The organism is Novosphingobium resinovorum (assembly GCF_001742225.1).
GTDB classification, from domain to species: Bacteria; Pseudomonadota; Alphaproteobacteria; order Sphingomonadales; family Sphingomonadaceae; genus Novosphingobium; species Novosphingobium resinovorum_A.
In genome coordinates this window covers 456,659-481,333 of record NZ_CP017076.1, presented here as the reverse complement: position 1 = coordinate 481,333, position 24,675 = coordinate 456,659, and the positions used below count along the sequence as shown (strand labels likewise).

Sequence of the window (24,675 nt, the reverse complement as noted above, 5' to 3'; positions counted from 1 at the left end):
GCCATAGTGGAGGTGTTGAACACCACTTGAGGAGGCGTCCGTGTCGGAAGTTACCACAATCGGTTTGGATATCGCCAAGAATGTTTTCCATGCGCATGGTGCGGATGCGCGTGGGCGAGCGTTGTTCAGTCGCAAAATCAGCCGCACCAAGCTGCTGGAATTCTTTGCCCAGCATCCGCGGTGCACGGTGGCGCTCGAGGCTTGCGGAGGCGCGCATCACTGGGGCCGCGAACTCACGGGGCTAGGGCATGACGTGAAGCTCATTGCGCCAACTTACGTGAAGCCGTTCGTGAAGCGGCATAAAAATGATGCGATAGATGCCGAGGCGATCTGCGAGGCGGCACAGCGGCCAAACATGCGGTTTGTGGCGATCAAAAGCGAAGAGCAACAGGCATCCGGGCTGGTGTTCCGGACCCGCGATTTGCTGGTGCGTCAGCGTACGCAACTGATCAATGCGATCCGAGGGCACCTCACTGAGTATGGCTGGGTGGCGCCAAAGGGGCCGTCGCACGTTGCGATGCTTGGTGACCTGCTCGAAGACGAGATTGGCTCTTCGCTTCCTGAGGCAGCCAAGGCGATGTTTCGCACGATGCTAGATCTTTTGGAGGAACTGAACGACAGGATCGGTGATCTCGACAAAGAGATCGCACGGCGAGCACGCGAGGATGCGATCGCGCGACAGCTCATGACGATCCCTGGCGTGGGCCCGATCACGGCCACCGCTATCGCGGCGCTGGCCCCGCCGGCCGAGACCTTTGCAAAGGGGCGCGACTTTGCCGCCTGGCTCGGTCTCGCACCTCGGCAATTGTCGACGGGAGGCAAACAGAAGCTGGGCTCGATCACGAAGATGGGCGAGCGAACACTCAGGCGGCTACTCATCATCGGTAGCAGCGCTGTCGTGCTACAGGCGAGCAAACGAGGCGCTCCGGCAGGATCATGGCTCGAACAGATGCTGGCCAGGAAGCCGCGCATGTTGGTGACCGTCGCGCTTGCCAACAAGACTGCGCGGATCATCTGGGCGTTGCTCATGAGCGAAGAGGATTACAGAGTTCCGGTCGCAACTGCGGCGTAAGCCACAGCGGACCAGGGGTCGTCGGAGGACGTAGTCGGTCGAAGGAGGGTATGGCACAACAGTCGGCGAGACGGGGCTGGAAGAACCAGTGCTAACCACCGTGCCACATGCACGCTTAGGGTGAAGTGGTTCCAGTCCGCGAACTCCCATACGGGCCCGCAGCCTCCGGTGCTGCATCAGAGGCCGGACAGATGGCAGCATCCGACTACGTGCCTATTCTCCCGAATACCGCTTGCGTTCGTGCGGGCGTCCACAGATGGGTAGCGGACCGAAGGATTGCTAGCGTTCCTCGTTCTTTCGCTATGGGGCTAATCGAATGGCCATCGAGAAGTCGAAAATTTTGAAGATGGGCATCCCTCTCGCCGGGTCCACATTTATTTTAGCTCTTGAATGCTTTCGCTACGGGCTCTCATGGCGCATCCTTGCTACACTAGGAGTCTTTGTTGGCAGCTACTTCCTCGCCTCAATTATTCTTGGTCGGAAAGCCAATCGACTATGACGGCCTGACACAGGCCCTTGCGGCTATCGTGGTCACGAACGGGCTCGTCCACACAGGGGCGCGGGCGGTCAGGCAGCCTTTCTTCGCGGGCGGGCGGAAACGGACAAGCGGGAATGGAGCGCGGCCCCCGGCCCCTAAAGGACCGAAAGGGGTGGAAAGCAGCCATGGCGCGACATATGGTTTATGAATGATACAGGATCGTAAGCGCAGTCCCTACGTCAAAGCATGTGTGTTCATGCTTTACCTGATCGTTGCCCTGTTTGTGATCATGTGGGTTTTGCCATCGGCTTTAACGAACCTCGGCGTTCCATCCGACTTGGTTATGTGGATCGAATTCGCCTTTGGGCTGCTATGGTTCGTCGTCGGGGGTGTGAGATCATTCATGATCGCCTGCCCGAATTGCGGGAGATCACGGGACTGTCAGGAATTCCGTGTGTGGGCGGGCGGTTGAACATTACGCTGCCATGGCCTTGATGAAGCGTTCTCCGAACAGCACGGCGAACTGGGCCTTGGCCATGGACCACTCACGTGGCGGCATTTTCCACTCTTTCTCGGATCGGTTCAAGATCAGATAGAGCAGCTTGGTCGCTGAATCGTCGCTGGGAAAGTGCCCCCTGGCCCTGACCGCCCGTCGAAGCTGGGCATTCAACGCCTCGATGGCGTTTGTCGTATAAACGATGCGGCGGACCTCGTCGGGGAAGGCAAAGAACGGGATAACCTCGGCCCATGCACGGCGCCAGCTCTGGCCGATCGCAGGATAGCGCCGACCCCATTCGCCGGCCTCGAAGGCTGTCAGGGCCTCCTCGGCAGCGATGGCATCGGTGGCGCGGTAGACGGTCTTCAGTGCACCAGCGAGCGCCTTGCGGTCCTTCCACGACACGAAGTCCATCGAGTTGCGCAGCAGGTGGACGATGCAGGTCTGGACGATCGTCTCTGGGAACACGGCGGTGATGGCCTCTGGAAAGCCCTTCAGGCCGTCTACGACGGCCAGCATGATGTCCTCAACACCGCGGTTCCTCAGCTCGTTCATCACCCGCAGCCAGAATTTGGCGCCCTCGTTCTGCTCGATCCACAGGCCCAGGACGACCTTGCCGCCATCGGCACGCACGCCTAGCGCGATGTGGATAGCCTTGTTGCGGACCAGACCTTCGTCACGGATCTTGACCCGGATCGCGTCGAAGAAAACCAGCGGATAGGCCGGATCGAGCGGTCGGGCCTGCCAGGCGGCGACCTCTTCGAGCACGGCGTCGGTCACCGTCGAGATCAGGTCCGGCGAGACGTCGATACCGTACAGATCGCGCAAGTGCCCGACGATCTCCCGTGTGCTCATGCCGCGCGCATACATCGAGACGATCTTGTCGTCGAAGCCCGGAAACCGGCGCTGGTACTTGGCGATCAGTTGCGGATCAAAGCTGGCCTGACGATCGCGCGGCACCTCGATCTCGATCTTGCCGGTGTCCGTCACCACCGTCTTGCGGCCATAGCCATTGCGGCTGTTCCCGACCTGCGAGGCATCGCCAAGGTGGTAATCCATCTCGGCGTTGAGCGCCCGTTCGGCCAGCGCCTTCTTCAATGAATCCAGCAGGCCGCCCTGCTGGAGCGCACTGGCCGCATCGCTGCCGGCCAAGAGTTGATCGAGTAAATCAGCCGGGATCGCCGGCTCCTTGCGTCGAGGCATACAGGGTCTCCTTCTTACCCATTATGCCCGCTCACACACGGAATTCCTGACAGTCCCGAGATCACTCTTCATTCGTCACGGTTTTATCAGCGTACTGTGGCCTCCGAAGCGTTGCAGCAAGTGTGATCTGAACTTGATTGAAGGTGACGCATGACTGCTATGGGGCGCTTCCGGAAAGTCCGCTTTCCTACAAACATCGCTGTCCGATACCTTGCGGGCTATGACCGGCTCGTCCATCTCTATCCGCAAAAGGTTACACTGCAAGGCTACACATCGTCTTCGCAAGGTGACACATCGCGCGCCAAAGGTGTCACCTTGCCCCCTTCAAGGTGACATTTTCTGACACAAGGTGACACGTTTTCTCTGGACGGTGTAAACCGTGTAAACCCTGTCACCTTGTGAGAAAGGCCATGGTGGACGATCGATCGGGAAGGAGCGCTATTTTCGCGCGCGCCGCGGACGCATGGCGTCGCGCATCGCGAAGCTGGAGTTGATGCGGGTGACGCCCGGAAGTCGCGACAGGACCTCCCCGTGGATCGCCTCATAGGCGGCAACGCTTTCCGTGCGCAGCCGCAGCCAGTAATCGACGTTGCCCGTCATCAGGAAGCATTCGCGCACTTCGGGACACTGCCGCACCGCGTTTTCGAAACGCGACAGGTAATCCTCGGTCTGGCGGTCCAGCGTGACCTGCACGACGATATCGACCCCGCGCTCGTCATCGTCTTCCGGCCCGGTGAGCACGGTGTAGCCGCGAATGACGCCGCGGTCCTCGAGCAGGCGGATACGGCGCAGGCACGCGGACGGCGAAAGGCCGACTTCCTCGGCGATCTCGGAATTGGGCCGCCTGCCGTCGAGACGCAACAGGCGGATGATCGCGCGATCCACGGGGTCGGAGGTCACTGGCATGATCTTGTGATTTGTCCGCATTATCGTGTGCAAGGCCACATAATGTGGCACAATATACATACATTCGGCAGCCTATTCGCTTCGTTATGCGATACGATGCATTAATCGGATCGCCAAGGGGGCTTCGTGATCACCGCTGCACGCCTGACCATCGACCTGGAGGCTCTGGCCGCCAACTACCGCCTGATCCGCGACCGCGTCGTGCCTGCGCAGACGGGCGGGGTGGTCAAGGCGGACGGCTATGGCCTCGGCGCGGTGACGGTCGCGCGCACGCTGATGGCCGAAGGTTGCCGCCATCTCTTCGTCGCCCTGTTCAGCGAGGCGGAAGCGCTGATGCCGCAACTGGAGAGCGGGGCCGAAGTCTACGTCCTCAACGGCCTTCTTCCCGGACTGGAACCGCGGTGTGCCGGGCTTGGCGCGATCCCGGTGCTCAATTCGCTGGACCAGGTCTCGCGCTGGTCGGCGCAGGCGCGTCAGAGTGGCCTGGCATTGCCTGCGGTCCTTCAGATCGACACGGGCATGTCGCGCATGGGCCTGCCGCCCGAGGAGGTGGAGCACCTGATCGCCACGCCGGCTTTGCTCGACGGTATCGAACTGCGCTTCCTGATCAGTCATCTGGCCTGCGCCGACGATCCGGAAGATCCGGCGAATGCGGCGCAGGAAGCGCTTTTCAACACCATCGCCGCGCGGTTCCCGCAGGTGCCTCGGGCGCTCGACAACAGCGGGGGAACGTTCCATCGACGCGGGCATTTCGACCTCGTGCGCGCAGGTATCGCCCTTTACGGCGGCAATCCCGGGACCGGGCCGAACCCGATGCAGCCGGTCGTAGGGCTGGAGGCGCCGATCGCGCAGTTGCGTACGATCCCTGCGGGAACCGGTGTCGGCTACGGCCTGACATTCCATGCCGCACGAGAGACGCGGATCGCGACGATCCCAGTCGGCTATGCCGACGGCTGGCCGCGCTGCCTCGGCAATCGGGGCGCGGCCTACGTCGCCGGAGTGCGGGCACCGATCGTCGGGCGGGTCTCGATGGACAGCATCACGCTCGACGTCACCGACGTGCCTGCCGGGCATTTGTATCCCGGCGCTCCAGTCGAACTGATCGGCCCGAACCAGAGCTTAGACCAGGTCGCGGCCGATGCCGGGACCATCTCCTACGAAATCCTGACCCAGCTCAGCCGCCGCTACGACCGGGATTATCTTCCGGTTCGTGCGCCCGCCCTCGACCGGAGCACCATCGCATGAAGATCGCCATTCTCGGCAGCGGCGTTATCGGCGTCACCTCGGCATGGTATCTGGCCAAGGCGGGCCATGAAGTCACCGTGATCGACCGGCAGGATGGCCCCGCGCTGGAGACCAGCTTCGCCAATGCCGGGGAGATTTCGCCGGGCTATGCCTCGCCTTGGGCTGCTCCTGGCATTCCGATGAAGGCGGTCAAGTGGCTGATGATGAAGCATGCGCCGCTGATCCTGCGGCCCCATGCCGACATGGCCATGCTGCGCTGGCTCGTCGCCATGCTGGGCAACTGCAACGCGCGCGACTACGCGATCAACAAGAGCCGCATGGTGCGCCTCGCCGAATTCAGCCGCGACTGCCTGATCGCGCTGCGCGGGGAAACCGGCATCCGCTACGACGAGCGCAGCCGGGGCACCTTGCAGCTCTTCCGCGAGCAGAAGCAGCTCGACGGCATCGGCAAGGACATCGCCGTGCTGCAAGCTGATGGCGTGCCTTTCGAGGTGCTCGACCGCGCAGGCTGCATTGCCGCCGAGCCGGGTCTTGCGGCCAGCACGGCGCCGATCGTGGGAGGGCTGCGGCTGCCGAACGACGAGACGGGCGATTGCTTCAAGTTCACCAATGCGCTGGCGGCGATGGCGGCAGCGAAGGGCGTCGAATTCCGCAATGGAATCAACATCCAGCGGCTGATCGAGGAGGGTGGCCGGATCGTCCGGGTGGAGACGGACAAGGGCAGCGTCTCCGCCGACGTGTTCCTTGTCGCGATGGGCAGTTTCTCGCCCCAGTTGGTGGCGCCGCTGAGCATTCGTCTGCCGGTCTATCCGGTCAAGGGCTATTCGCTGACGGTGCCGATCGTCGATGAGGCGCGGGCACCGGTCTCGACCCTGCTGGACGAGAGCTACAAGGTTGCGATCACCCGCCTCGGAGATCGTATCCGTGTCGGCGGAATGGCGGAAATCTCGGGATTTTCTCGCGACCTGCCGCCCGAGCGGCGCGCCACGCTGGAGCATTCGGCGGGCTCGCTGTTCCCCGGCGGCGGCGATCTGGAGGCGGCGAGCTTCTGGTGCGGACTGCGCCCGATGACGCCTGACAGCACCCCGGTGATCGGACCGACGCGCGTTTCCAACCTGTTCCTCAACACTGGACACGGCACGCTGGGCTGGACGATGGCCTGCGGTTCGGCGCATGTCATCACCGACCTCATCGGCGGTCGTCGTCCCGCGATAGAGGCTTCCGATCTCGCCATCAGTCGCTACTGAGCGGCACATAAACCGACATAGACCGACAGGGAACGACCACGCATGACCATAACCCGCATCGATCAGGGCACTCGCATGAGCGAAGCGGTGGTCCATGGCGACACCATCTACCTCGCCGGCCAGATCGGCAATCCGGGTGAGAGCGTCGCCGAGCAGACCCGCGTTGCGCTCGCCGAGATCGATGCCTTGCTCGCCCGGACCGGTAGCGACCGCGACCACTTGCTCTCGGCCACGATCTGGCTCGCCGACATGGCCGACTTCGCGGAAATGAACGCGGCCTGGGACGCATGGATCGCCGGGCACCCCGCACCCGCCCGCGCGACCGGCGAGGCGAAGCTGTTCGAGCCCGGCTACAAGGTCGAGATCATCATGATCGCCGCCAAGGCGTAACCGCGCCGCGCATGAGCGCCTGTCAGGGCAGGCGCCTCAGCGTGGCGAGATCGATGGCGTCGCCCATCGCCTTCAGCCCGGCGTCGTTGGGGTGGAGGTGGTCGCCCGGATCGAATTCGGGCCGCAGGTCGGCGGGCGCGGCGGGGTTGCGTACCGCAGCCTCGAAATCCACGATCCCGTCGAAGACCTTGCCGCTGCGGATCGCGGCGTTGACCGACTGGCGCACCCGCTCCTTCACCGGCGACATGTACCCGGCGCGCAGAGCGGGCGTCATCGTGCCGCCGATCACCTTGATCCCCAGTGCATGCGCACGCTCGACGAATTGGCGGTAGCCGTAGAGCAACTGCTCCGCCGTCACCGCATCGGGGCCGGTTTCCGTCCCTGCGCCGATGTCGTTGATGCCTTCGAGGAAGATCACGTGAGTGACGTTCGGCACGCTCGCCACGTCGCGCCAGAAGCGGTCGAGTGCGGACGTCGCGCGGCCCGCTTTCAGCACCCGGTTGCCGCTGATCCCCATGTTGACGACACCGCAGCGCTGGACGGCGGGAAGGGCGGCGAGGCGCTCGGCCAGGCGCCCCGGCCATCCGCGCGTCTGGGGTGACAGGCCGAGAAACCCGTCGGTGATCGAATCCCCGAATGCGACCACGGTGCAGGGTGTCTGCGCAGAACGCACCGATACCAGCGAGAGATAGGGCCGTACCTTGATCGGGGTGAAGGTCGCCCCCGGCGTCGCGGGCGCGAAGGCCATCTCCATGCCGAGATTGGTGCGCCCGGGCCGCGACGGGGTGGAGAACGTTACGCTGACGATCACGTCCTGCGCATTGTGGAACGGCGCGAGGATCGGGTCGCTGATCACCGTCCCGCCTTTGGACAGTGCCACGGCGGGGAGCCCGGAGAACCGGATCGGATGCACCGGGTTGGTCCCGATTTCCGTGCCCACCGGCCCGGAAGGGCTGGCGATCGTCACCGCGCCTATGGCGAGCGGCTTGTCACCTTCGGCATTGCTGAAAGTGAGCTGCATCGCGTCGCCCGCCTGCGTCAGCCGCACGCGGTAGCGATAGGTCCCGGCGGGCTGCTCGGGTTCGTTCGCGCCGCTGTCGGCGGGGGCATAGCCCCATGCGCCCGCCCACTTCGGGGCTGCATGGGCAGGGGTGGAAATCAGGGTAGCGCCGCAGAGGGCGGCCAGAAACGTCGCGGTCTTCATGCCGCCTCTCTTGTCGGACCGGTGCGCCGCTTGTCCAGTCCTGTTTCATCGCATTGCAAGTGGATGAGCGAGGTGGCTGCGCCACCTCGCTCGCCTGGTTCAGAACCGCTTGGTCACTTCCACCATGACCGTACGAGGCAGGGTGCCGAAGCCCAGCTGGTCGGCCTTCACGCCCGCCGCAGTGCCGGTGCCGCCGCCGGTCGAGGGGCCATCGACCACGCCGGTGACGTAAAAACGGTTGGTCAGGTTCTTGCCGATCAGGGCGATCTGCCAGTTGTCGTCCTCGGCGCCGAAGCGCACGCCGGCATCGAGCGTCACGTACTTGCTCTGGCGCGACAGCGGGTTGCCGAAGCCGGAAGCGAGATAGCTGGCCGAGTACTTGCTATCGACGTTGAAGCCCAGCTTGTTGGCCGATCCGATCGAGACTTCGTAGCCGATGCCGAGGTTGCCGGTCCAGCGCGGGGCCACCGAAAGCGGTGCGCCGGTCAGGCTCTGGCGGCTGTTGCCCGACAGGTTGCAGCCTTCCGCCGGGGTCTGGCCTGCATAGCACGGTGCCAGCGGGAAGTCGGTGTAGGTCGCCTTGTCGTAGTTGATCGAGCCATGGATATCGAGCCCGGCGATGCCGTTGGGCGCGAACTCGAACTCGGCCTCGATGCCCTTGGTGCGCGCGTCGGCGGTAAGGGTCTGGAATGCGAAGATCGGCGAGTTGAAGAAGTCCACCTGCAGGTTGCGGTACTTGTAGGTGAACGCCGTGACGTTGAAGCGCAGCTGGCGATCGAGCAGGGTGGACTTGAAGCCAATTTCGAAGCCTTCCGCCTTCTCCGGATCGAAGGTGAGGTCGGCGGTGGGATCGCTCGAGAACTTCGAGTTGATGCCGCCGTTGGAGAAGCCGCCGGACTTGTAGGCGGTCTTGTAGGCGCCGTAGACCATGAGGTCGGGCGTCGGCTTCCAGGTCAGCGTGGCTTCCGGCGACCAGTTGGTGAAGTGCTGGCGCGCGGTCACGACGCCAAGGCCGTCGGGGTCGTTCTGATCGCGGAAGATGCCGAGGACCAGCGGGTTGTTGTAAGGCTGCGTGAAGAAGCTGTTCTTCGTCTCGTCAGTGTAGCGCACGCCGCCCGCGAGTTCGAGGTCGGGCAGGATCTTGTAGGTCATCTGGCCGAAGACGGCCATCGTCTCGCCCTTGGTGAAGCTGCTCTTCGCGGTGGTGACGTATTCGTAGCCCTCGGGCGCATCCGAATTGGAGACGCCGCCAGTCAGCACGAACTGGTCGAAGTCACGCCGCGTCTTCTGGTAGAGCATGCCGACCATCATGTTGAACGGCCCGTCGAACTGGGTCAGCGCGCGCAGTTCCTGGCTGAACGCCTTCCACGAGGAGTTCTCGGTCGCCCAGGTCGGGCCGATGCCGTTCTCGCTGCCGCCCGACTGGAAGTCGCAGGCGCAAGCCCAGCGGTTGTTGTTCCACTGGTAGTTGGTGACGGAAGACAGCTGCAGCTGGTCCGCATCGTACGTCAGGTTAAGCGTGCCGCCCGCCGAACGGTACTTGTTGTAGAGCGAGCCGTCCTTCTTCGCGTAGGGATAGGTCGCGGCGATGTCGGCGGGCATGTTGTTCTGGTGGGTGACGAAGTCCTTGCCGCAGGCATAGCCGTTGAGCTGCGAGGTATCGCCGTCGCCGCACCGGTAGGCCACGTAGTTCCACGAGGAGTTGTTGACCGTGCTCTGGTCGAAGCTGCCCTTGAGGGTGGCGGTGAAGCGGTCGGTCGGTTCCCACTTCAGGGTGGCGCGGGTGAGGAATTCCTCTTCGCCCGGCGCCTTGCGTGCGGCAGGCTGGGCGACATGGGTGGTCGCATCGCCGGTGCCGCCTGCGAGGATGCTGGCGGAGTCGATCTCGGTGTAGTTGATGGGATCGGCGACGTTGCGATAATAGCCGCCGTCCATCTTGGTATAGCGCGCGGCCAGACGGAAGCCGAGGGTGTCGCTGATCGGGCCGGAAAGGTAGCCTTCCAGGCGGTACTGCTGGCTCTTGATCTCGTAGCCGCCCTTGACCATGCCCTCGAACTTGTCGGTCGGGTCGGCAGTGGTGATCGAGATCACGCCTGCCGTCGCATTCTTGCCGAAGAACAGCGCCTGCGGGCCTTTCAGGACCTCGACGCGGGCGAGGTCGAAGAAGCCTTCGTTGATGACGCGGCCCTGCCCATAATAGGCGCCATCGACGACGACCGCGACCGACTGCTCGATGCCGATCGAGGTCGAGGACGAACCGATGCCGCGCAAGGTGAGCTGCGCGCCCGAACCGTTCGAGGCGCGGCCGACGCTGAACTGCGGGGCGATCGCGGTGATCTTCTCGACGCTGGTGACATCGCGCGTGGCGATCTGCTCGGCGGAGATGGCGGTGACGGCAACGGGCACGTCCTGCACGGATTCCTGCCGCTTGCGCGCGGTGACGATGATCTCGTTGAGGCCGCCCTTCTGCTGGGCCGCGTCATCCTGAGGAGCGGCAGCCGGTGCCTCTGCAGACGTATCCTGGGCCATGGCCGGAGACGCCACCATCGTCAGCGCCGTGGAGACGAGCAGGACGGATTTGGGGACTCGCATTTCAGAAACCTCCCGTTTTGTAATCGTTCTTGGCTGCTGGTTAGACCCGTCGCGGTTGGGGGGCGTCCTGTGCAAACGGATAGCCCTATCAGTTTGGACAGGTGGCCTCGGCGGGGCTGCGCGCGAGGGTCGGGCAGAGGAGACCTGAATTGACGCGCTGCCGTTTCTGGCGACTGGATCGCCACCCCGAAGGAAATACCGATTTCGCCCGTTTCCTGAGCTTGCAGGAAGAAGACTGCGCGCCGCTGGCCGATGGCGAAGTGCGTATTGCCACCGAGTGGCTTTCGATGGACGCGGGCACGCGCATGTGGATGAGCCCGCGCACCGACGGCTATCAGCCGCCGCTGCCGCTGGGATCGAAGATGGTCGGCCTCGTGCTCGGCCGCGTGATCGAGAGTGCGGACGCGGGCTATCCGGTCGGCGCGCTGGTGCGCGGCTTCGGGCAGTGGGCGGACGTCGCCACCGTGGTCCCGGCGCTGACCGGGCTGGAAGTGGTGGACGAGACGGTCGCCGATCCGCGCCAGCATTTCGGCGCGCTCGGCATGAATGCCTGGACGGCCTATGTCGGCGTCAAGGAAGTCGCGTCGGTGAAGCCGGGTGAGTGGCTGGTCGTCTCGGCGGCGGCCGGAGCTACGGGAAGCCTCGCCTGTCAGGTCGGCCGGAACCTCGGGGCGAAAGTCGTCGGTATTGCGGGCGGGGCGGACAAGTGCCGCTACCTGACCGAAGAGGTCGGTGTCGACATGGCGATCGACTACCGCAATGAGGACGTCGACGCGCGATTGGCCGAAGTGCCGGGCGGGGTGAACGCCTTCTTCGACAACGTGGGCGGGCCGATCCTCGACGCGGTGCTCGGCAACATGGCGCATTACGGGCGCGTCGCAGTGTGCGGAATGGTCGCGGGCTACGACACCGATGCGCCGATGCCGGGACCGGCGAAGTTCGATCAGGTGCTGATGCGGCGCCTGCGGATCGAGGGCTTCTTCATCCCCGACTTCCTCCATCGCGGCGCCGAATTCATGCCGCAACTGCGCGAATGGCTCGATGCCGGGAAACTGGCGGTGCGCTTCGACGAGACCGCCGGGCTGGAGAATGTCCTCACCGCTTACGAACGGATGCTGACCGGCAAGAACATCGGCAAGGTGGTCGTGAAGCTCTGATGCCGACGATCCGTCATCGCGCTCCGATCCAGTGCCTGGTCGCCGTACGCGGGCATCCGTTCGATCGTACTGCCTTTGATGCGCTGTTCCAGTCGATGGAGGGTATCAGCGCGACGATGGTGGACCAGCCCGCAGCGGCCAAGCTTATGAACACTGACGGGATGCGCGGCTTCGATGCGCTGGTGCTCTACGATATGCCGGGCCTCGATTTCGAGGTAGAGGTGGGAGCGCCGCTGCATCTTGATCCGCCACCGGGACTGGCTGACGGCTTTCGCGCGTTGCTGGAGGAGGGCAAGGGCGTCGTCGCGCTGCACCACGCGCTGGCGGGCTGGCCGACTTGGGACGAATATCACGAATGGCTGGGCGGGCGGTTCCTCTACCATCCGGGCACGGTGCGCGGACGACCGGTGCTCGATAGCGGCTATGCGCACGGCGTAACATACGATGCGGTGGTTCTGGCGGAGCACCCGGTGACGGCCGGCCTGCCACCGCGCTTCACGTTGACCGACGAGACCTACCTTGCGGAGATCTTCGCAGAGGATGTGACACCTTTGCTGCGGGCAGACATTCCCTTCACGCGCGAGCAGTTCTTCTCCGCCGAACTGGCGGTCCGGGGACGCATGTACGACCGCGAGGACTGGGACCATCCGCCGGGCAGCGATCTGATCGGCTGGACGCGTGAGGTGGGACGCAGCAGGCTGGTCTACCTCCAGCCGGGTGACGGGCCATCGGCTTACGACGATGTGAATTACCGGCGGCTGGTGGAGAACGCGATCCGCTGGGTCGCGTGAGCGTTCAGTCGTTCGCGGTGAGCCGATCCAGCCAGGCGCGGGCCTGCTTGGGCTCGCCCACGGCCTGCGAGTCCACCGGGCCGCGCTGGCGCAGGAATTCCTGGTGGAGTTCGAAAGGCTCCATGAACAGCTGTTCGCGCGCGGTGTCGATCTCTTCGGCGAGTTCGGTCAGTTCGGCGATCGTCGGAGCTACGGCTGCGCGTGCAGCGCGGTCGGCATTGTGGTCGAACAGGCCCCACTTGCCTGCCGCACAGACCTTGAGCGCGGCGATCAGCGCCTCGCGGTAATCGACCTCGAGGTCGGCGCGGCGGGTGTCGAGGCGTTCGAGACGGTCTGCTTTGGCCATCCGGCGGCGGTAGAACGGGGCAGCGCGGACTGCAAGTGCCGCAATCCTCCCCATCGCTGCGCGACAGGGAGGATCAGGAGCGATCACATCGCGGTCACGCCGCCGTCCACGGTGAATTCGCAACCGGTGACGTAGTTCGCCTCGTCGCTGGCGAGGAACAGGTTCATGTTGGCGATGTCGACGGGGCTGCCCATGCGCTTCATCGGAATGCCGGAGACAATCTCCTTGAAGCCCTCGGGGTTATCCTGGCGGGCGACGTCCTGCATGGCGGTCTCGATCATGCCGGGATGGACCGAGTTGCAGCGGATGCCCTCGGCAGCGCATTCCAGCGCCACGACCTTGGAGAACAGGCGCACACCGCCCTTGGCCGCGCCGTAGGCTCCGCACATCGGCACGCCGACCAGCCCGCCGATCGAGGAAAGGTTCACGATCGAGCCGCCGTGGCCGACCTTGCGCATCAGCGCCACCGCGCGCTGGGTGCCGAGGAACACGCTGTCGAGGTTGACCTTGTTCTGCTTCTCCCAGTCGGCGAGGGAGAGTTCCTGCAGCGGCTTGAGAATGGCGATCCCTGCGTTGTTCACCAGCACGTCGAGACGCCCGTGGCCCTGCTCGATCGCAGAGATGGTGTCATCCCACGAGGCTTCGCTGGTCACGTCCTGTGCCAGTGCCTCGGCCTGGCCGCCTGCCTCACGGATCGACGCGGCGACGCCTTCGGCGTCTTCCAGCCTGAGATCGGTGACGTAGACGAAGGCACCTTCCTCCGCGAAGCGCTGCGCGGTGGCGGCGCCGAGGCCCCGGGCGTTGCCCGCGCCGGTTACCAGAGTGATCTTGCCTTCGAGACGGCCCATTTCATGTACTCCTTCTTCAAAGTGAAGGGTGCCCGGCGCCGCCCCCAAGGGACTGACGCCGGACACCCCATTTCCCCCGCTGGGGTAACAGGTCAGAATTTCACGCCGACGGTGGCTCCGTACGTGCGCGGTTCCAGTGCCATGCCGAACGAGAACAACCCGGCCACGGTGAACGCGTGCGTCGTGGTCTTCTCGTTGGCGAGGTTGCGGCCGAAGACGCGGAAGTAGGCTTCCTTGTCGCCGACATCGAAGTTGAAGGTCAGGCTGGCATCGACGAGGTCCTGCGTGGTGGTACGCACGCGGGCATCGTTGCCATTGACCGTCACGCCGGTCACGTCGCCGCTGCCGTCGAGCGTCGGCGTCAGGGATTGTTGCGAGATCTGCTCGTCATAAGGGCTGATGTGACGCCACCCGGCGGTGGCGACGACCTTGCCGAAGCTGGTCGGGATCTCGTAGTCGGCATTGACCGAGCCGGTGAACTTGGGCGCATAGATCAGGCGGTTGGCGGAGTAGTTGAACGGAACCAGTCCGGCGCCGCAGCTGTTGGCCGCCGCCGTGCCCCCCGCATAGGCGCCGCAGGTCACGAAGTTGCGGAAGTGCGACTTCATGTAGGCAGTCGAGGCGGTGATCTTGAACTGCGGGGTGATGCGCAGGGTGGCGTCGGCCTCGATGCCCTTGATGATCGCGCCGCCCGGCACGTTGCCGGTGATCGTCTGGTTGCCGAGCGGGCCGCCGGGAACCGTCAGGTTCTGCTGCATGTCCTTGTAGTCGGACACGTAGCCCGCAACGTTGAATTCCAGCTTGCGATCGAACGCCGAGAGCTTGGCGCCCACTTCGTAGGCGTCCACGGTCTCGGGCTGGAACGGGGTGCTCGCGGTGGCGGCGGTGGCCGCGCGGGGGCTGAAGCCACCCGAACGATAGCCGCGCGACCAGCTGGCATAGAGCATCACGTCGCTGCTGGGGCGATAGTCGATGCCGACCTTGGGCGTGAACTTGGTGAAGTTCGCGTCCCCGGAACCGATCAGGCCCGCCGTGGCGAAGCTGTTGGTCAGCTTCTTGTTGTCATGGCTCCAGCGACCGCCGAAGGACAGGCGCCACTTGTCGGCGAAGGCCCAGTTGAAGTCGCCGAAGAAGGCGTAGCTGGTGGTCTTGCCGACGTTGGTCTGGGCGTTGGTATCGAACTCCATCGGCGGAATGCTCGGATCGAAGCCGAAGAAGCGCGTCCACTGCGTCAGGCTGTACTTCGAATGGAAGTAGTACCCGCCGACAACGTAGTCGAACCCGGTGAACAGGTTGCCTGCAGCGCGCAGTTCCTGGCTCCACTGCGTGTACTTCTGGCGGCGATCGACGTAGTAGAGATCGCTCGACGACCCGTCGAAGTCCTGGGTCTGCGCTTCCTTGCTGTGCCGCCAGCCGGTGATCGAGCTGAGCTTGATGCCGCCCAGATCATAGTTCATCTGCAGCGTGGCGTTGGGCGCCTTGTAGGTGCTCTTGGCGGGCAGGGTGAACACCGTATAGAGGTCGGTAGTGTTGTTGCGGCCGCATTCGTTGGCGGGGATCAACCCGCAGAACAGTTCGGTGCTGTTGGTCAGGTTGCTGACCACCGGCTCGAAGCTCTGCACCACGTTCTCGACCGAAAGCTGGGCGTCGAAGCCCGATCCGGCAGGCTCGAACAGCAGGCTGGCGCCGTAGCTGTCGGCCTTGCTGCCGCCCGCGCGGGTGTTGCGGATGGCATTGCGGTAGAAGCCGTCGGACTCGTTGTGGAAGTACCAGCCCTTGATGCCCCAGGTCTCGCCGTCGCCATAGTTGACGATGGCCTTGCCGGCCCAGGTGTTCCAGCGGCCGTAGGTGAATTCGGCCTTGCCGCCGGGCTCCATGGTGGGCTTGGTGCGGGTGATGTTGATGACGCCGCCGATGGTGTTGGCGCCGAACAGCGTGCCCTGCGGCCCGCGCAGCACTTCGATCTGGGCGATGTCGAAGGCGTCCTGCAACTGGCCGGTGTTGGTGCCGATCGTCACCCCGTCCACCACGACGCCGACGGTCGGGGTCTGCGACTTCTCGATGTCGGCATAAGTCAGGCCGCGGATCGAGATGTTGGCCGCCTGCGCGCCTGAATTCTGCTGGGTGATGAGCAGGCCCGGCGCGGCGCCCTGCAGGTCGCCGATGTTGGCCGAGGCCTTGTTCTCAAGCATCGCCGCGCTGACGGCGGTGATCGCGATCGGGGTTTCCTGCAGCGTTTCCGAGCGGCGGCGGGCCGAGACGATGATCTCGTTCGGATCGACCACGGCGGTGTCGGCCGCCTGCGGGGCGGCGTCCTGCGCGAAGGCGGGTGCCGAAATACAGGTCAGTGCGCTGGATGCGAGTGCGAGCTTGATGAGCGCGGTGTTCCGCGCTCCGCGAACATGTGCGGATGCCATCAGTTTATCCTCCCGGTGCGGCCGCGATTCTGTGAGGCCGTCTTCCGGTGGTCACTATGCATCGGATCGTTTCGCGCCCTACCTGTCGATTTGCACAGGTGCAGGTTTGCGTCCGAAATCGGACCACTCGCATAAATAGAGGAGATCGATGCCATGGCCGAGAACCGGCGATTCCTGCTTGCGCGCAGGCCGGAAGGGGAACCCGTTCCCGAAGACTTCATGCTGGTGACCGAACCTGTCCCCGCGCCGCCGCCCGGCGGTATCGTGGTGCGCAACCATTACGCCTCTCTCGATCCGGCCCAGCGCGGATGGATGGACGATACGGAAAGCTACATGCCGCCGATCCCGCTCGGCGATCCGGTGCGCGCAACGACGGTGGGCGTGGTCCATGCCTCGGACAACCCGGACTTCGCGGTCGGCCAATGGGTCATGGGGCTCAACGCACTGGAGGACTACTCCGTCGCCATGCCCGGCGGCTTCACGATGCCGATCGATGTAGAGGCCGTGGCGTCGCCGTCGAACTTCCTGTCCGCACTCGGCGCGGTCGGGCTCACGGCCTACTTTGGGCTGACGGAAGTGGCAAAGCCCCGGCCGGGTGAGACTCTGCTGGTCTCGGGCGCGGCAGGCGCCGTAGGCTCGGCCGTCGGCCAGATCGGCAGGATCATGGGCTGCCGCGTGGTCGGCATCGCAGGTGGTGCGGAAAAGTGCCGCCGCCTGATCGACGACTACGGCTTCGACGCCGCCATCGACTATAAGGGCAAGGACCACGCGAGCCTCGTCTCCGAGATCGCGGCGGCCGCTCCCGACGGCGTCAACGTGGTGTTCGAGAACGTCGGCGGCCCGGTGCTGGAGGCGGAAGTCTTCACCCTTGCGCATCACGCCCGGATCGTCCTGTGCGGCCTCATCGCCGAATACAACACGCCCGAAAAGCTGGGCCTGCGCAACTTGTGGCAGATCCTGGCCCGGCGCGCGACGATCCACGGGTTCCTGATCGCCGACTACGCGCACCGCTTCGCTGAAGGCGGCGCGCAGATGGCGCAATGGTTGGCAGAAGGAAAACTGCGCGCCGACGAGGACGTGCAGGAAGGGCTCGAGAACGCCTACCCGGCCTTCATGCGGCTGTTCTCCGGCGCGAATACCGGCAAACTGGTGTTGAAGATCGCATGAGCGCGGGCAGGCTGGCGGGCCGCAGGGCCATCGTTACCGGAGCAGGCTCGGGCATCGGTGCGGCCGTCGCCGCGCGGCTGGCGGCGGACGGGGCGCAAGTCTTCACCGCCGACATCCAGGGCGAGGTGGACTTCATCGCGGACCTTACCGAAGCGGATGCCAATGCGCGGCTGGTCGCCGCCGCGATAGAGCGGATGGGCGGGCTGGATACGGTTGTCCCCTGCGCCGGGATCAGCGCCTTCCATCCTCTGGAGGGGCATGACGACGCGTACTTCCAGCGCGTGCTCGACGTGAACCTCGTCGCCGTGTTCCGTCTGGTGCGCGAGGCTACTCCGCACCTGAAAGCACACGGGGCAGGGCGCATCGTCACGATCGGCTCGACCACCTCGACATATGGGGATGAGGGCCTGTGTGCCTATTCGGCATCCAAGCACGCAGTGCTGGGCTTCACCAAGTCCGTCGCAGCGGAGCTGGGGCCTTTCGGCGTCACCGCCACGTGCGTCCAGCCCGGCGCCATCGACACGCCGATGACGGCTCCCGCTTTTGATCAGATGCCGGAATACCGTACCTTCTGGGAAGGCAAGGCCCCGCTGCGCCGCCTCGGGCAAGCCGGGGACATCGCCGATGTCGTGGCCTTCCTGTGCAGCGAGGACGCGCGGTTCGTTTCCGGCCATGGCCTGTGGGTGGATGGTGGCGCGATGGTGCGGCATTGATCGCCAAAGGTGGGGACGGAGCAAGACCCAAAGCCGATCGGGACCTGGCGAGATAAATCCGCCGCAATCCCTCCCGCCGTATGTTCGCGGGTTGGTCCGGCACGCCGAGCCGACGGCGCTGCGATCGGTCGATAAAAGGTCAGCGCGGCGCGTTCCTGCACAACCTGCTGCGAAGCATGTCCCGCGCTTGGACAAGAATGGCAGGGTCCTGCCATATGTATGAACCGACATAGGTCACGACCCCTGAGGGCAATGCGAAGGCTATGATCCCCAGTGGCGATATGGACGCTTCGCTCGTCCGCACACATGCAAGTATCAGCACAACCATGAGTGCGCTGCTGGTCAGCGCGGGCCTAAGGCTTGCGAAAACGTCGCGAAACGGAATTTCCAGGCGTTTGCGCAGCAAATAGAGGCCATAAGGCAGAACGAGATAGCCACGAACCACTCCCGTCATCAACATGGCCTGCCACCCCCAGTCGTGGACCGCTGCCGCGGCCGCCAGACCAAGCACGATCTGCGTGGAGGTCCATGCCAGAACGGTCCGGGATTCTCCTGCCGAGGCGATGGCCGCCACGACAAGGGTGTTCATCTGCGAAGGAACTACGGCGCACGCGAAAATCCGGATCGCGTCGGCCACGGGTTCCCATCCCGGACCGAAGACAAGGTCCACGACCTGACGTGACAGAGCCAGCGTGCCGAAGAAGGCGGGGAACATGACGAACGCCGACAACCGGCTCATGCGCAGATACGTCGTTCGCATGGCCTGAAGATCGTGTGCCGTTCGCGCCAGAACGGGCAGGGCGATCTGCTGGAACGGCGCATAAGTAACCTGGTTCAACACCTCGACGATGCGTGATCCGGCCCGAATGAATGCAACGGCCGCCGGGCCGACGAGAATGCCGGATATGACCTCGGCGCTGCGGATGTTGATCTGGTTGAGCGTGCCGGCGATGCCCAGATGAACCCCGAAGCGCATCATATCGCGGCAGGCGGCGCATTTAAACCTCGGCCTTGGCATCCAGCCGGTACTTATCCACGCACTGACAGCCATGGCGGCAGAAGCACCGATCCGTTGTCCGACAAGAGCCCACGCGCCAAATCCGGCCAAGGCAAGGGGCAACCCGACCAGCGCGCCCGCCAAAGAAGCGGCAAGGCTTCTTGCAGCCACGGAGCGGAAGCGCAGTTCACGCTGCAGGCGCGCGGTGTGTATGGTTCCGAGCGGGGTGATCGCGAAGATCGATGCGAGCGCAGCGACGATGGGGGCGAGTTCGGGCTGGTCGAATAATCGTGCGAGCAGCGGGGCGGCGGCGACAGTAACGACGCAGCATAGAAGTCCGCATGCCAGGTTGGCCCAGAACGCGGTGTCGGCGTCTTCTTCGGTAAGTGAGCGGCGCTGAACCACTGCTTCATTCATGCCGATGGTGCTGAGCGTCAGCAACAAGTCGATGACGAGGGCCGCCATCGCGACAAGCCCGAATGCAGGTGCTCCCAGCAAACGTGCCAAAATGGCAAAGGTCAGGAACGACAACGCTTGCGTCCCGAGGCTTGAAGCCGTGGACCAGAACAGCGGCTTCGCGACGTCAGGCGAAATTCTGTTCATGATCGGTTTCGGACTTTTGGATCGGCGTCCAGGTCGGGGCGATTGTCCTCCAGCCACGCGATGAACGCGGCATGGCAGACTTGTGGAGAAAAGTGCGTTCTGGCCGCCGATAATGCAGCGGTGCCCAGAGCCAGACGGTGTTGTTCATCCTCAAGCGACAATACCGCTTCGGCGAATGCTTGCGCTTCGTCCGCAACACGTATGACGGGCCGGCATTCGTGCTCCACACCTTGCAAAGTCACGCTGGTAGCAACCACGGCCTTGCCTTGCGCCATCGCTTCGACGAGCTTGATCTTCAGTCCCGACCCAAATGTCAGCGGCGAGATCACGACTGCCGCCGCCGCGTAGATCGAGGCAAGATCGTCAATTATTCCGTGGAACCTGACCCCTTCTGGTGCTCTTCCAGGAAAGGCGAGGGCCACCGATCCGACGACATCCAGCGTTGTCTCCGGAGACCTTGATCGGACGGTTGGCCAGACGTTTTCGAAGAACCATTCGAGACAGACGACATTGGGCGCGGTGTTGCTTCCCACGAAGAGGAGGCGTCCGGTCGCTCCTGGCTGCGCGGCCTCGACGGGACGGACTGCCATTGGCGCCAGTATCGATCTGGCCGCGGGCACATGTTCGGATACGAAGCCGGCCTCGTCGGCCTGGATCGCCAGGACTGCGTCGGCGCGGCGCAATAGTGCAATTTCCTGATCGCGATCGAGGTGACATACTGAATCGCGGCCGCCGGATGCGATTTTGCGGCGATGGAACAAGTCGTGCATCACGATTGCGCCGGGCAGGTCGGGCAGGAGGTCGAGAGCTTCCGCCTGAAAAGCATAGTCGGCGATGACAAGGTCCGCGCGCGCTCTGGCGTGCCTGATCACGAACGACCGGTCGGAATTTCGCCACGCGGCCGCTATGGAATATGGGCGTGGTCGATCTTTCAGCCATGTTGCGGTCAGTCCCGCACGCCGAAACCATCGGATCATGATGGCGAGAATGGCATCGCGAAAAACGCCGGGATCGAGTGATATGACCCATGATCCCAATTTCAGCACGCTGCGGATTTCATGCGAGTGAAACACACTCATTTCAGGCCGTAAGCGCATGACCGGCCATCGTCCCATAAGATCTGGAGACGGCTGCAACAGGTGAGGCGTAAACCCGGCACCTTTGGCCGCGTCAGCGAGATCCAGCAGATACGCGCTGCTGCCGTTCGTGCGGCCGATGATCCTTTGCCGACTTATGAAGAAAATATCGCCTTTTGAAGGCATACGATTTCGGTAAGAGTTATCTTTATTGATGAAATTTCCGGAAAATGAGATAAAATCCAGAAAAAATTTTTTCGGGTGCAGAAAAAATGCTAATGATGTTTGCGCGCTGGATAGCATAAAATTATTCATATATTTTGCATACGTTTCAGAGAATGTGATTTCGAATGCGAATGAAATTCCAAATTTTTATCTATAAATTTATTGGCATAATTTCGAGATATTGAATCAATTTTTGTGATTATTGATGCTGATATAACAACAAATAAGGCGCATAAAGGAAGTGTAAGCGTGTACTGGAAGTTGGATATAGCCTCCATCACGTGCTTAATGGGCGCATGTAGCGCGTATATCGGGTAAGATACTGCTCCTAGCCAATCTAAAATTGCACGGTTGGCTGGCGAAGGTATTGATTTTGCCCCAAGCATTACAAGTAATGGTGAAAAAATCATTACAAATGCCAGATCGTAAGCCGCTCTCGCACGCCCATCAAAATCAGGGATCAAAATTAAGACACAGATCATCAGGAGAACAGGAGTCGAAATGCATGGCACCTTTGGAACCCAGTACCTCCGGGTGCCATCAAGCACTACGCCAAAAGAAAACGAGAACGATACCCGCGACAATGCAACGAACCAATCTTGTAATACCACTCCATGATCAAGGTCACCGAAAATAACTACCGATAGGAGCAACCCCGCGAGACCCAGTACCATCCAGCACAGCAAGCCGATCGCCGTTTTGCGAGCAGAGGATCGCCGCGTTCGTGTCAGCCTTGCCGCGTATATCGCGTTTGCCACGAGTTCGTAGAACAGTGACCATGCGGGCGGATTGAAAAGAAATATGCCCCACGGAACGAACACGTTAGGCAGCATCAGCAGGTTGGCTGGTAATCCGGTAACGATGGCGAACAGACCGGGGCCTTGATCGGGACTGAACAGGCTCCGGCTCAATGCGAGCGAGAGTCCGATGAGCGTCCCGATCGCCATGACGGGTTGCAGGCGTACAAAACGCATCACCAAGAACTCGCGCAATCCCATGCCTTCTCGAAGCCGGGTTCCATAAGCATGGGCAATCACGAAGCCGCTTAGTACAAAGAAAAAATCCACTGCCAGATAGCCGCTTGCGAACAGCGAGCCCGCTGCGGCCGGCCGCCCTAGTGCCGCAAGAGTACGTAAGTGATAAAACAAAACCGAAAACGCGGCGATGCCGCGTAGTGCGTCCAGCGCAGCAAAGCGCTGGGGGGCTACAGTGTCCTCAGTCGACATAGTAGCCCTTGAATTTCTTGTGGTAGCCAAATGCGTCGGTGAGCCCCGCGCTGGCGAATTCCTTGATGTTCACCAGGCTGAGCGCAACCCCTCCCACCTTGCCGCCCCCTTGAGCGAGGAGGTCAAGAGTCGTCCGCACCGCTTTTTCCGGCGTTCGGCGCCAGCGTGCGATGACCAGAGTCTTGTCCGATAGCCTGGATACCATCCGTGTTTCGGCCACGCCCAGAACAGGTGCAGAATCGATGATGATGATGTCGAAACCCTCCCTCAGGCCAGCGATCAGGCGCGCCATGGCATCTTCCGTTATCTGGTCTTCCGAGCTCCGTTGGCCGAGGGTTGGCAAGATATGCAAGCCGGTACGATCTTCGCGCACCAGCGCTTCGTCGATCCGGATCGTACCATCCAGAACACGGAACAGCCCTTCGGCATTCCTGCCGGGTAACAGGGCGTCGGAAGTCGAGTGATGGCGTACGTCGGCGTCCACCAGCACGACACGCTGCTTGCCGATGGCCAAGGTTCGAGCCAGGCACATCGAAGTGGTGGACTTGCCCTCCCGGGGAAGAGCGGATGTGATGGTGAGGACTTTGGCCGTGCCGTCCGACATCGTGAGTCCAAGGTAGGTTGCAAGATTACGAAGGCTTTCCGTGAACAGCGACATCGGCCGCATTGTCACATAGTCCTGAGGCAGGATGCTTTCCGCTTTTGCACGAGTTGCTGAGGACAGGGTCGGAATGGCTCCTGCATAGACCGCGCCTAGGCCCGTCTCGATGTCGGCGCAGGTCGCGACCGTATCTTCCAGATATTCCGCGACCGCCATGGTCAGGCAGGCAGCTATCGCTGCTGCTGCCAGCCCGGCAAGCGCACCGAGAAGATAGCGGGGTGAGGAAGGGGTATCTGGTACACGTGCCACAGACGCGATCGTCGCGTCTGCGTTGGGCAACGCGCCGACCTGCGCGGTCTCTTTTTCACGCGTGAGGTAGGCGTTGTAGATCGCCCTGCTTGCCTCGGCTCGTCGCTCGAGTTCCAGGCGGCCCACTTGTGCCGAACTGTTCTGGGCCAGCGAGCCTTTCGCCTGTGCGCGACTTGCGAGCAATGAACCAAGCCGGGATTCCGCAATCTGCACATCGCCGCGCAGGCCGGAGATGATGCGCGTCAATTCGGCACCGAGTTGACTGCGTACGTCGGCAAGTTCATCGCGAGCTTCGACCACGTCGGGATGGAGCGCTCCATAACGCGCATCCAGTTGGGCCAGGCGGGCACTGGCCTGCGCTTCCTGCTGCCGCAGTTGCCTGACCGTTTCCGACGCAAGCGCGCTGCCGGTATCGGCCCCGCCTCCACCGCGCGCGATCTGGGTCTGAGCAGCGCTCAGCTTTCCGCGCTGTTCGGCCAGTTGCGCCTGCGAGTCCGCGATCTGGCGATTGAGTTCGGAGACTTCCTGCTCGGCCATGGTCGCGCCTTGCGCGCTCATGAGATTGTTGCGGATCATGTAGTTCTGAAGCGCCGCATCATCGGCGACCGCCTGGCGCTGCAGAGTGCTTGCCTGTCCTTCGACGTAGCGCGCGGACTGGCTGTTGCGCAGTTGCTTCTTGGTGCTGTCGAGTTGGATGTAGCGCCCTGCCAGCGCGTTGGCGATCCTTGCCGCGTTCACAGGGTCGGTGGAAGAGACCGAAATCTCGACGAGATATGTCACACCAACACGCCGAACATGACTTTGCGCCAGAAGGATTTCGGCCGTCCGGCGCTCGCGCTCTGCCGCGGATGCGGCGGTATCGATCTTGCCGCCGAACTCGCGTGTGCGTGCGAGACCCAGTTGGCGCACCACGTCCAGTGTCAATGCCAGCGAGCGGACCACTTGCACCGCCGTGTCGATCAGGTTGTCATCCGCAGGTGCCACGAAGCCGCGGTCGTTGATCTTCACCGGTTCCGCCTGCCGCGGCTCCAGCAGAAGCGTGCTTGTGGCGGTATAGGTGCGGGGCAGCAAGGCCAGTATGGTTGCGGCGATCGTCAGAGTGATCACGAAGGCCGAAGCGAAAGCCCACCTGCGCCTGAAGAAAAGCGCGCCTATTTCAGACGCCTCGGGAAATAGTCGAGCGGTTGCCCGGACGGATATTTCATCCGCTGCGGCGCCATGAATCCTGTTGCTCAAGGCGTTGCTCCAAATAGGATCATCTAAACATTGAGGCATATGCAGCAATGCCTAAGCATGTCGTCCGTAAAGCGTTGCGGTCGTCCTAGGTATAATGCCGATACGCCCCGTCGCTGGAAACAGAATTTCG

General features: G+C 63.0%; 19 protein-coding genes. 8 read left to right on the top strand and 11 right to left on the bottom strand.

Annotation, left to right across the window (positions count from 1 at the left end):
- The first annotated feature begins 40 nt into the window (after positions 1–40).
- Positions 41–1,072, top strand: a complete 1,032-nt coding sequence (locus tag BES08_RS19740; protein WP_069709385.1) for an IS110 family RNA-guided transposase — start codon at positions 41–43, stop codon at positions 1,070–1,072.
- 953 nt (positions 1,073–2,025) lie between these two features.
- On the opposite strand, the gene BES08_RS19730 is transcribed toward BES08_RS19740, so the two are convergent.
- Together BES08_RS19730 and BES08_RS19725 are read right to left on the bottom strand one after the other, a co-directional pair.
- A complete protein-coding gene (locus BES08_RS19730) occupies positions 2,026–3,249 on the bottom strand; it encodes an IS256 family transposase (protein ID WP_069709383.1) in 1,224 nt (407 codons plus the stop codon).
- A 438-nt stretch (positions 3,250–3,687) separates the two neighbouring features.
- Complete coding sequence (locus BES08_RS19725) at positions 3,688–4,155, bottom strand: Lrp/AsnC family transcriptional regulator (RefSeq protein WP_036525294.1); 468 nt, start codon at positions 4,153–4,155, stop codon at positions 3,688–3,690.
- 126 nt (positions 4,156–4,281) lie between these two features.
- On the opposite strand from BES08_RS19725, the gene alr reads away from it, so the two are divergent.
- Genes alr through BES08_RS19710 form a run of 3 tightly spaced genes read left to right on the top strand, consistent with a single transcriptional unit; the run spans position 4,282 to position 7,037 of the window.
- Complete coding sequence (gene alr, locus BES08_RS19720; RefSeq protein ID WP_008828690.1) at positions 4,282–5,400, top strand: alanine racemase; 1,119 nt, start codon at positions 4,282–4,284, stop codon at positions 5,398–5,400.
- A complete protein-coding gene (locus BES08_RS19715) occupies positions 5,397–6,647 on the top strand; it encodes a D-amino acid dehydrogenase (protein WP_008828689.1) in 1,251 nt (416 codons plus the stop codon). Before alr ends, BES08_RS19715 begins: the two co-directional genes overlap by 4 nt.
- Positions 6,648–6,689: 42 nt before the next feature.
- The gene (locus BES08_RS19710; RefSeq protein WP_008828688.1) at positions 6,690–7,037 is read left to right on the top strand and encodes a RidA family protein; all 348 of its coding nucleotides are present in this window, start codon (positions 6,690–6,692) and stop codon (positions 7,035–7,037) included.
- A gap of 22 nt (positions 7,038–7,059) precedes the next feature.
- Here the strand turns inward: BES08_RS19710 and BES08_RS19705 are convergent, their stop codons facing one another.
- Positions 7,060–8,241, bottom strand: coding sequence for an SGNH/GDSL hydrolase family protein (locus tag BES08_RS19705; protein ID WP_008828687.1), 1,182 nt, complete (start codon positions 8,239–8,241; stop codon positions 7,060–7,062).
- Positions 8,242–8,340: 99 nt separating this feature from the next.
- A complete protein-coding gene (locus BES08_RS19700) occupies positions 8,341–10,833 on the bottom strand; it encodes a TonB-dependent receptor (RefSeq protein ID WP_036524978.1) in 2,493 nt (830 codons plus the stop codon).
- A 149-nt stretch (positions 10,834–10,982) separates the two neighbouring features.
- Here BES08_RS19700 and BES08_RS19695 point away from each other — a divergent pair, with 149 nt between their 5' ends.
- The gene (locus tag BES08_RS19695) at positions 10,983–11,990 is read left to right on the top strand and encodes an NADP-dependent oxidoreductase (protein WP_008828685.1); all 1,008 of its coding nucleotides are present in this window, start codon (positions 10,983–10,985) and stop codon (positions 11,988–11,990) included.
- Positions 11,990–12,781 carry a ThuA domain-containing protein gene (locus tag BES08_RS19690; RefSeq protein WP_008828684.1) on the top strand — a complete coding sequence of 264 codons (792 nt, stop codon included), beginning with the start codon at positions 11,990–11,992 and terminating at the stop codon, positions 12,779–12,781. Before BES08_RS19695 ends, BES08_RS19690 begins: the two co-directional genes overlap by 1 nt.
- A gap of 4 nt (positions 12,782–12,785) precedes the next feature.
- Here BES08_RS19690 and BES08_RS19685 read toward each other — a convergent pair whose 3' ends face one another.
- The 3 genes from BES08_RS19685 to BES08_RS19675 form a co-directional block, all read right to left on the bottom strand.
- Positions 12,786–13,127, bottom strand: a complete 342-nt coding sequence (locus BES08_RS19685) for a hypothetical protein (protein WP_036524981.1) — start codon at positions 13,125–13,127, stop codon at positions 12,786–12,788.
- 83 nt (positions 13,128–13,210) lie between these two features.
- On the bottom strand, positions 13,211–13,975 hold the full coding sequence (locus BES08_RS19680) for an SDR family NAD(P)-dependent oxidoreductase (RefSeq protein ID WP_008828682.1): 765 nt from the start codon (positions 13,973–13,975) through the stop codon (positions 13,211–13,213).
- Positions 13,976–14,067: 92 nt separating this feature from the next.
- Positions 14,068–16,392 carry a TonB-dependent receptor gene (locus BES08_RS19675; RefSeq protein ID WP_036524984.1) on the bottom strand — a complete coding sequence of 775 codons (2,325 nt, stop codon included), beginning with the start codon at positions 16,390–16,392 and terminating at the stop codon, positions 14,068–14,070.
- A 153-nt stretch (positions 16,393–16,545) separates the two neighbouring features.
- Here BES08_RS19675 and BES08_RS19670 point away from each other — a divergent pair, with 153 nt between their 5' ends.
- Together BES08_RS19670 and BES08_RS19665 are read left to right on the top strand one after the other, a co-directional pair.
- Positions 16,546–17,559, top strand: coding sequence for an NADP-dependent oxidoreductase (locus BES08_RS19670; protein ID WP_008831895.1), 1,014 nt, complete (start codon positions 16,546–16,548; stop codon positions 17,557–17,559).
- Positions 17,556–18,272, top strand: coding sequence for an SDR family NAD(P)-dependent oxidoreductase (locus BES08_RS19665; RefSeq protein ID WP_008831894.1), 717 nt, complete (start codon positions 17,556–17,558; stop codon positions 18,270–18,272). The genes BES08_RS19670 and BES08_RS19665 overlap by 4 nt, the downstream gene beginning before the upstream one ends.
- A gap of 139 nt (positions 18,273–18,411) precedes the next feature.
- Here BES08_RS19665 and BES08_RS19660 read toward each other — a convergent pair whose 3' ends face one another.
- Genes BES08_RS19660 through BES08_RS19650 form a run of 4 tightly spaced genes read right to left on the bottom strand, consistent with a single transcriptional unit; the run spans position 18,412 to position 24,545 of the window.
- Entirely contained in the window at positions 18,412–19,872 is a 1,461-nt protein-coding gene (locus BES08_RS19660; RefSeq protein ID WP_036524987.1) for a lipopolysaccharide biosynthesis protein, read from the bottom strand.
- Positions 19,869–21,263 (bottom strand): glycosyltransferase, encoded by a 1,395-nt coding sequence (locus BES08_RS31960; protein WP_081798956.1) that lies wholly within the window; start codon positions 21,261–21,263, stop codon positions 19,869–19,871. Before BES08_RS31960 ends, BES08_RS19660 begins: the two co-directional genes overlap by 4 nt.
- Positions 21,260–22,399 (bottom strand): acyltransferase family protein, encoded by a 1,140-nt coding sequence (locus tag BES08_RS31955; protein ID WP_083274773.1) that lies wholly within the window; start codon positions 22,397–22,399, stop codon positions 21,260–21,262. The genes BES08_RS31960 and BES08_RS31955 overlap by 4 nt, the downstream gene beginning before the upstream one ends.
- Positions 22,389–24,545: a GumC family protein gene (locus tag BES08_RS19650; protein WP_197524485.1), complete on the bottom strand. Its 2,157-nt coding sequence runs from the start codon at positions 24,543–24,545 to the stop codon at positions 22,389–22,391. The genes BES08_RS31955 and BES08_RS19650 overlap by 11 nt, the downstream gene beginning before the upstream one ends.
- Positions 24,546–24,675 lie beyond the last annotated feature (130 nt).

What these genes read in the sequence shown, in the direction of transcription:
- BES08_RS19730 (WP_069709383.1), bottom strand. Translation starts at nt 3,249, where the DNA reads ATGCCTCGACGCAAGGAGCCGGCGATCCCGGCTGATTTACTCGATCAA.
- BES08_RS19725 (WP_036525294.1), bottom strand. Translation starts at nt 4,155, where the DNA reads ATGCCAGTGACCTCCGACCCCGTGGATCGCGCGATCATCCGCCTGTTG.
- BES08_RS19715 (WP_008828689.1), top strand. Translation starts at nt 5,397, where the DNA reads ATGAAGATCGCCATTCTCGGCAGCGGCGTTATCGGCGTCACCTCGGCA.
- BES08_RS19710 (WP_008828688.1), top strand. Translation starts at nt 6,690, where the DNA reads ATGACCATAACCCGCATCGATCAGGGCACTCGCATGAGCGAAGCGGTG.
- BES08_RS19705 (WP_008828687.1), bottom strand. Translation starts at nt 8,241, where the DNA reads ATGAAGACCGCGACGTTTCTGGCCGCCCTCTGCGGCGCTACCCTGATT.
- BES08_RS19700 (WP_036524978.1), bottom strand. Translation starts at nt 10,833, where the DNA reads ATGCGAGTCCCCAAATCCGTCCTGCTCGTCTCCACGGCGCTGACGATG.
- BES08_RS19690 (WP_008828684.1), top strand. Translation starts at nt 11,990, where the DNA reads ATGCCGACGATCCGTCATCGCGCTCCGATCCAGTGCCTGGTCGCCGTA.
- BES08_RS19685 (WP_036524981.1), bottom strand. Translation starts at nt 13,127, where the DNA reads ATGGCCAAAGCAGACCGTCTCGAACGCCTCGACACCCGCCGCGCCGAC.
- BES08_RS19680 (WP_008828682.1), bottom strand. Translation starts at nt 13,975, where the DNA reads ATGGGCCGTCTCGAAGGCAAGATCACTCTGGTAACCGGCGCGGGCAAC.
- BES08_RS19675 (WP_036524984.1), bottom strand. Translation starts at nt 16,392, where the DNA reads ATGGCATCCGCACATGTTCGCGGAGCGCGGAACACCGCGCTCATCAAG.
- BES08_RS19670 (WP_008831895.1), top strand. Translation starts at nt 16,546, where the DNA reads ATGGCCGAGAACCGGCGATTCCTGCTTGCGCGCAGGCCGGAAGGGGAA.
- BES08_RS19665 (WP_008831894.1), top strand. Translation starts at nt 17,556, where the DNA reads ATGAGCGCGGGCAGGCTGGCGGGCCGCAGGGCCATCGTTACCGGAGCA.
- BES08_RS19660 (WP_036524987.1), bottom strand. Translation starts at nt 19,872, where the DNA reads ATGAACAGAATTTCGCCTGACGTCGCGAAGCCGCTGTTCTGGTCCACG.
- BES08_RS31960 (WP_081798956.1), bottom strand. Translation starts at nt 21,263, where the DNA reads ATGAATAATTTTATGCTATCCAGCGCGCAAACATCATTAGCATTTTTT.
- BES08_RS31955 (WP_083274773.1), bottom strand. Translation starts at nt 22,399, where the DNA reads ATGTCGACTGAGGACACTGTAGCCCCCCAGCGCTTTGCTGCGCTGGAC.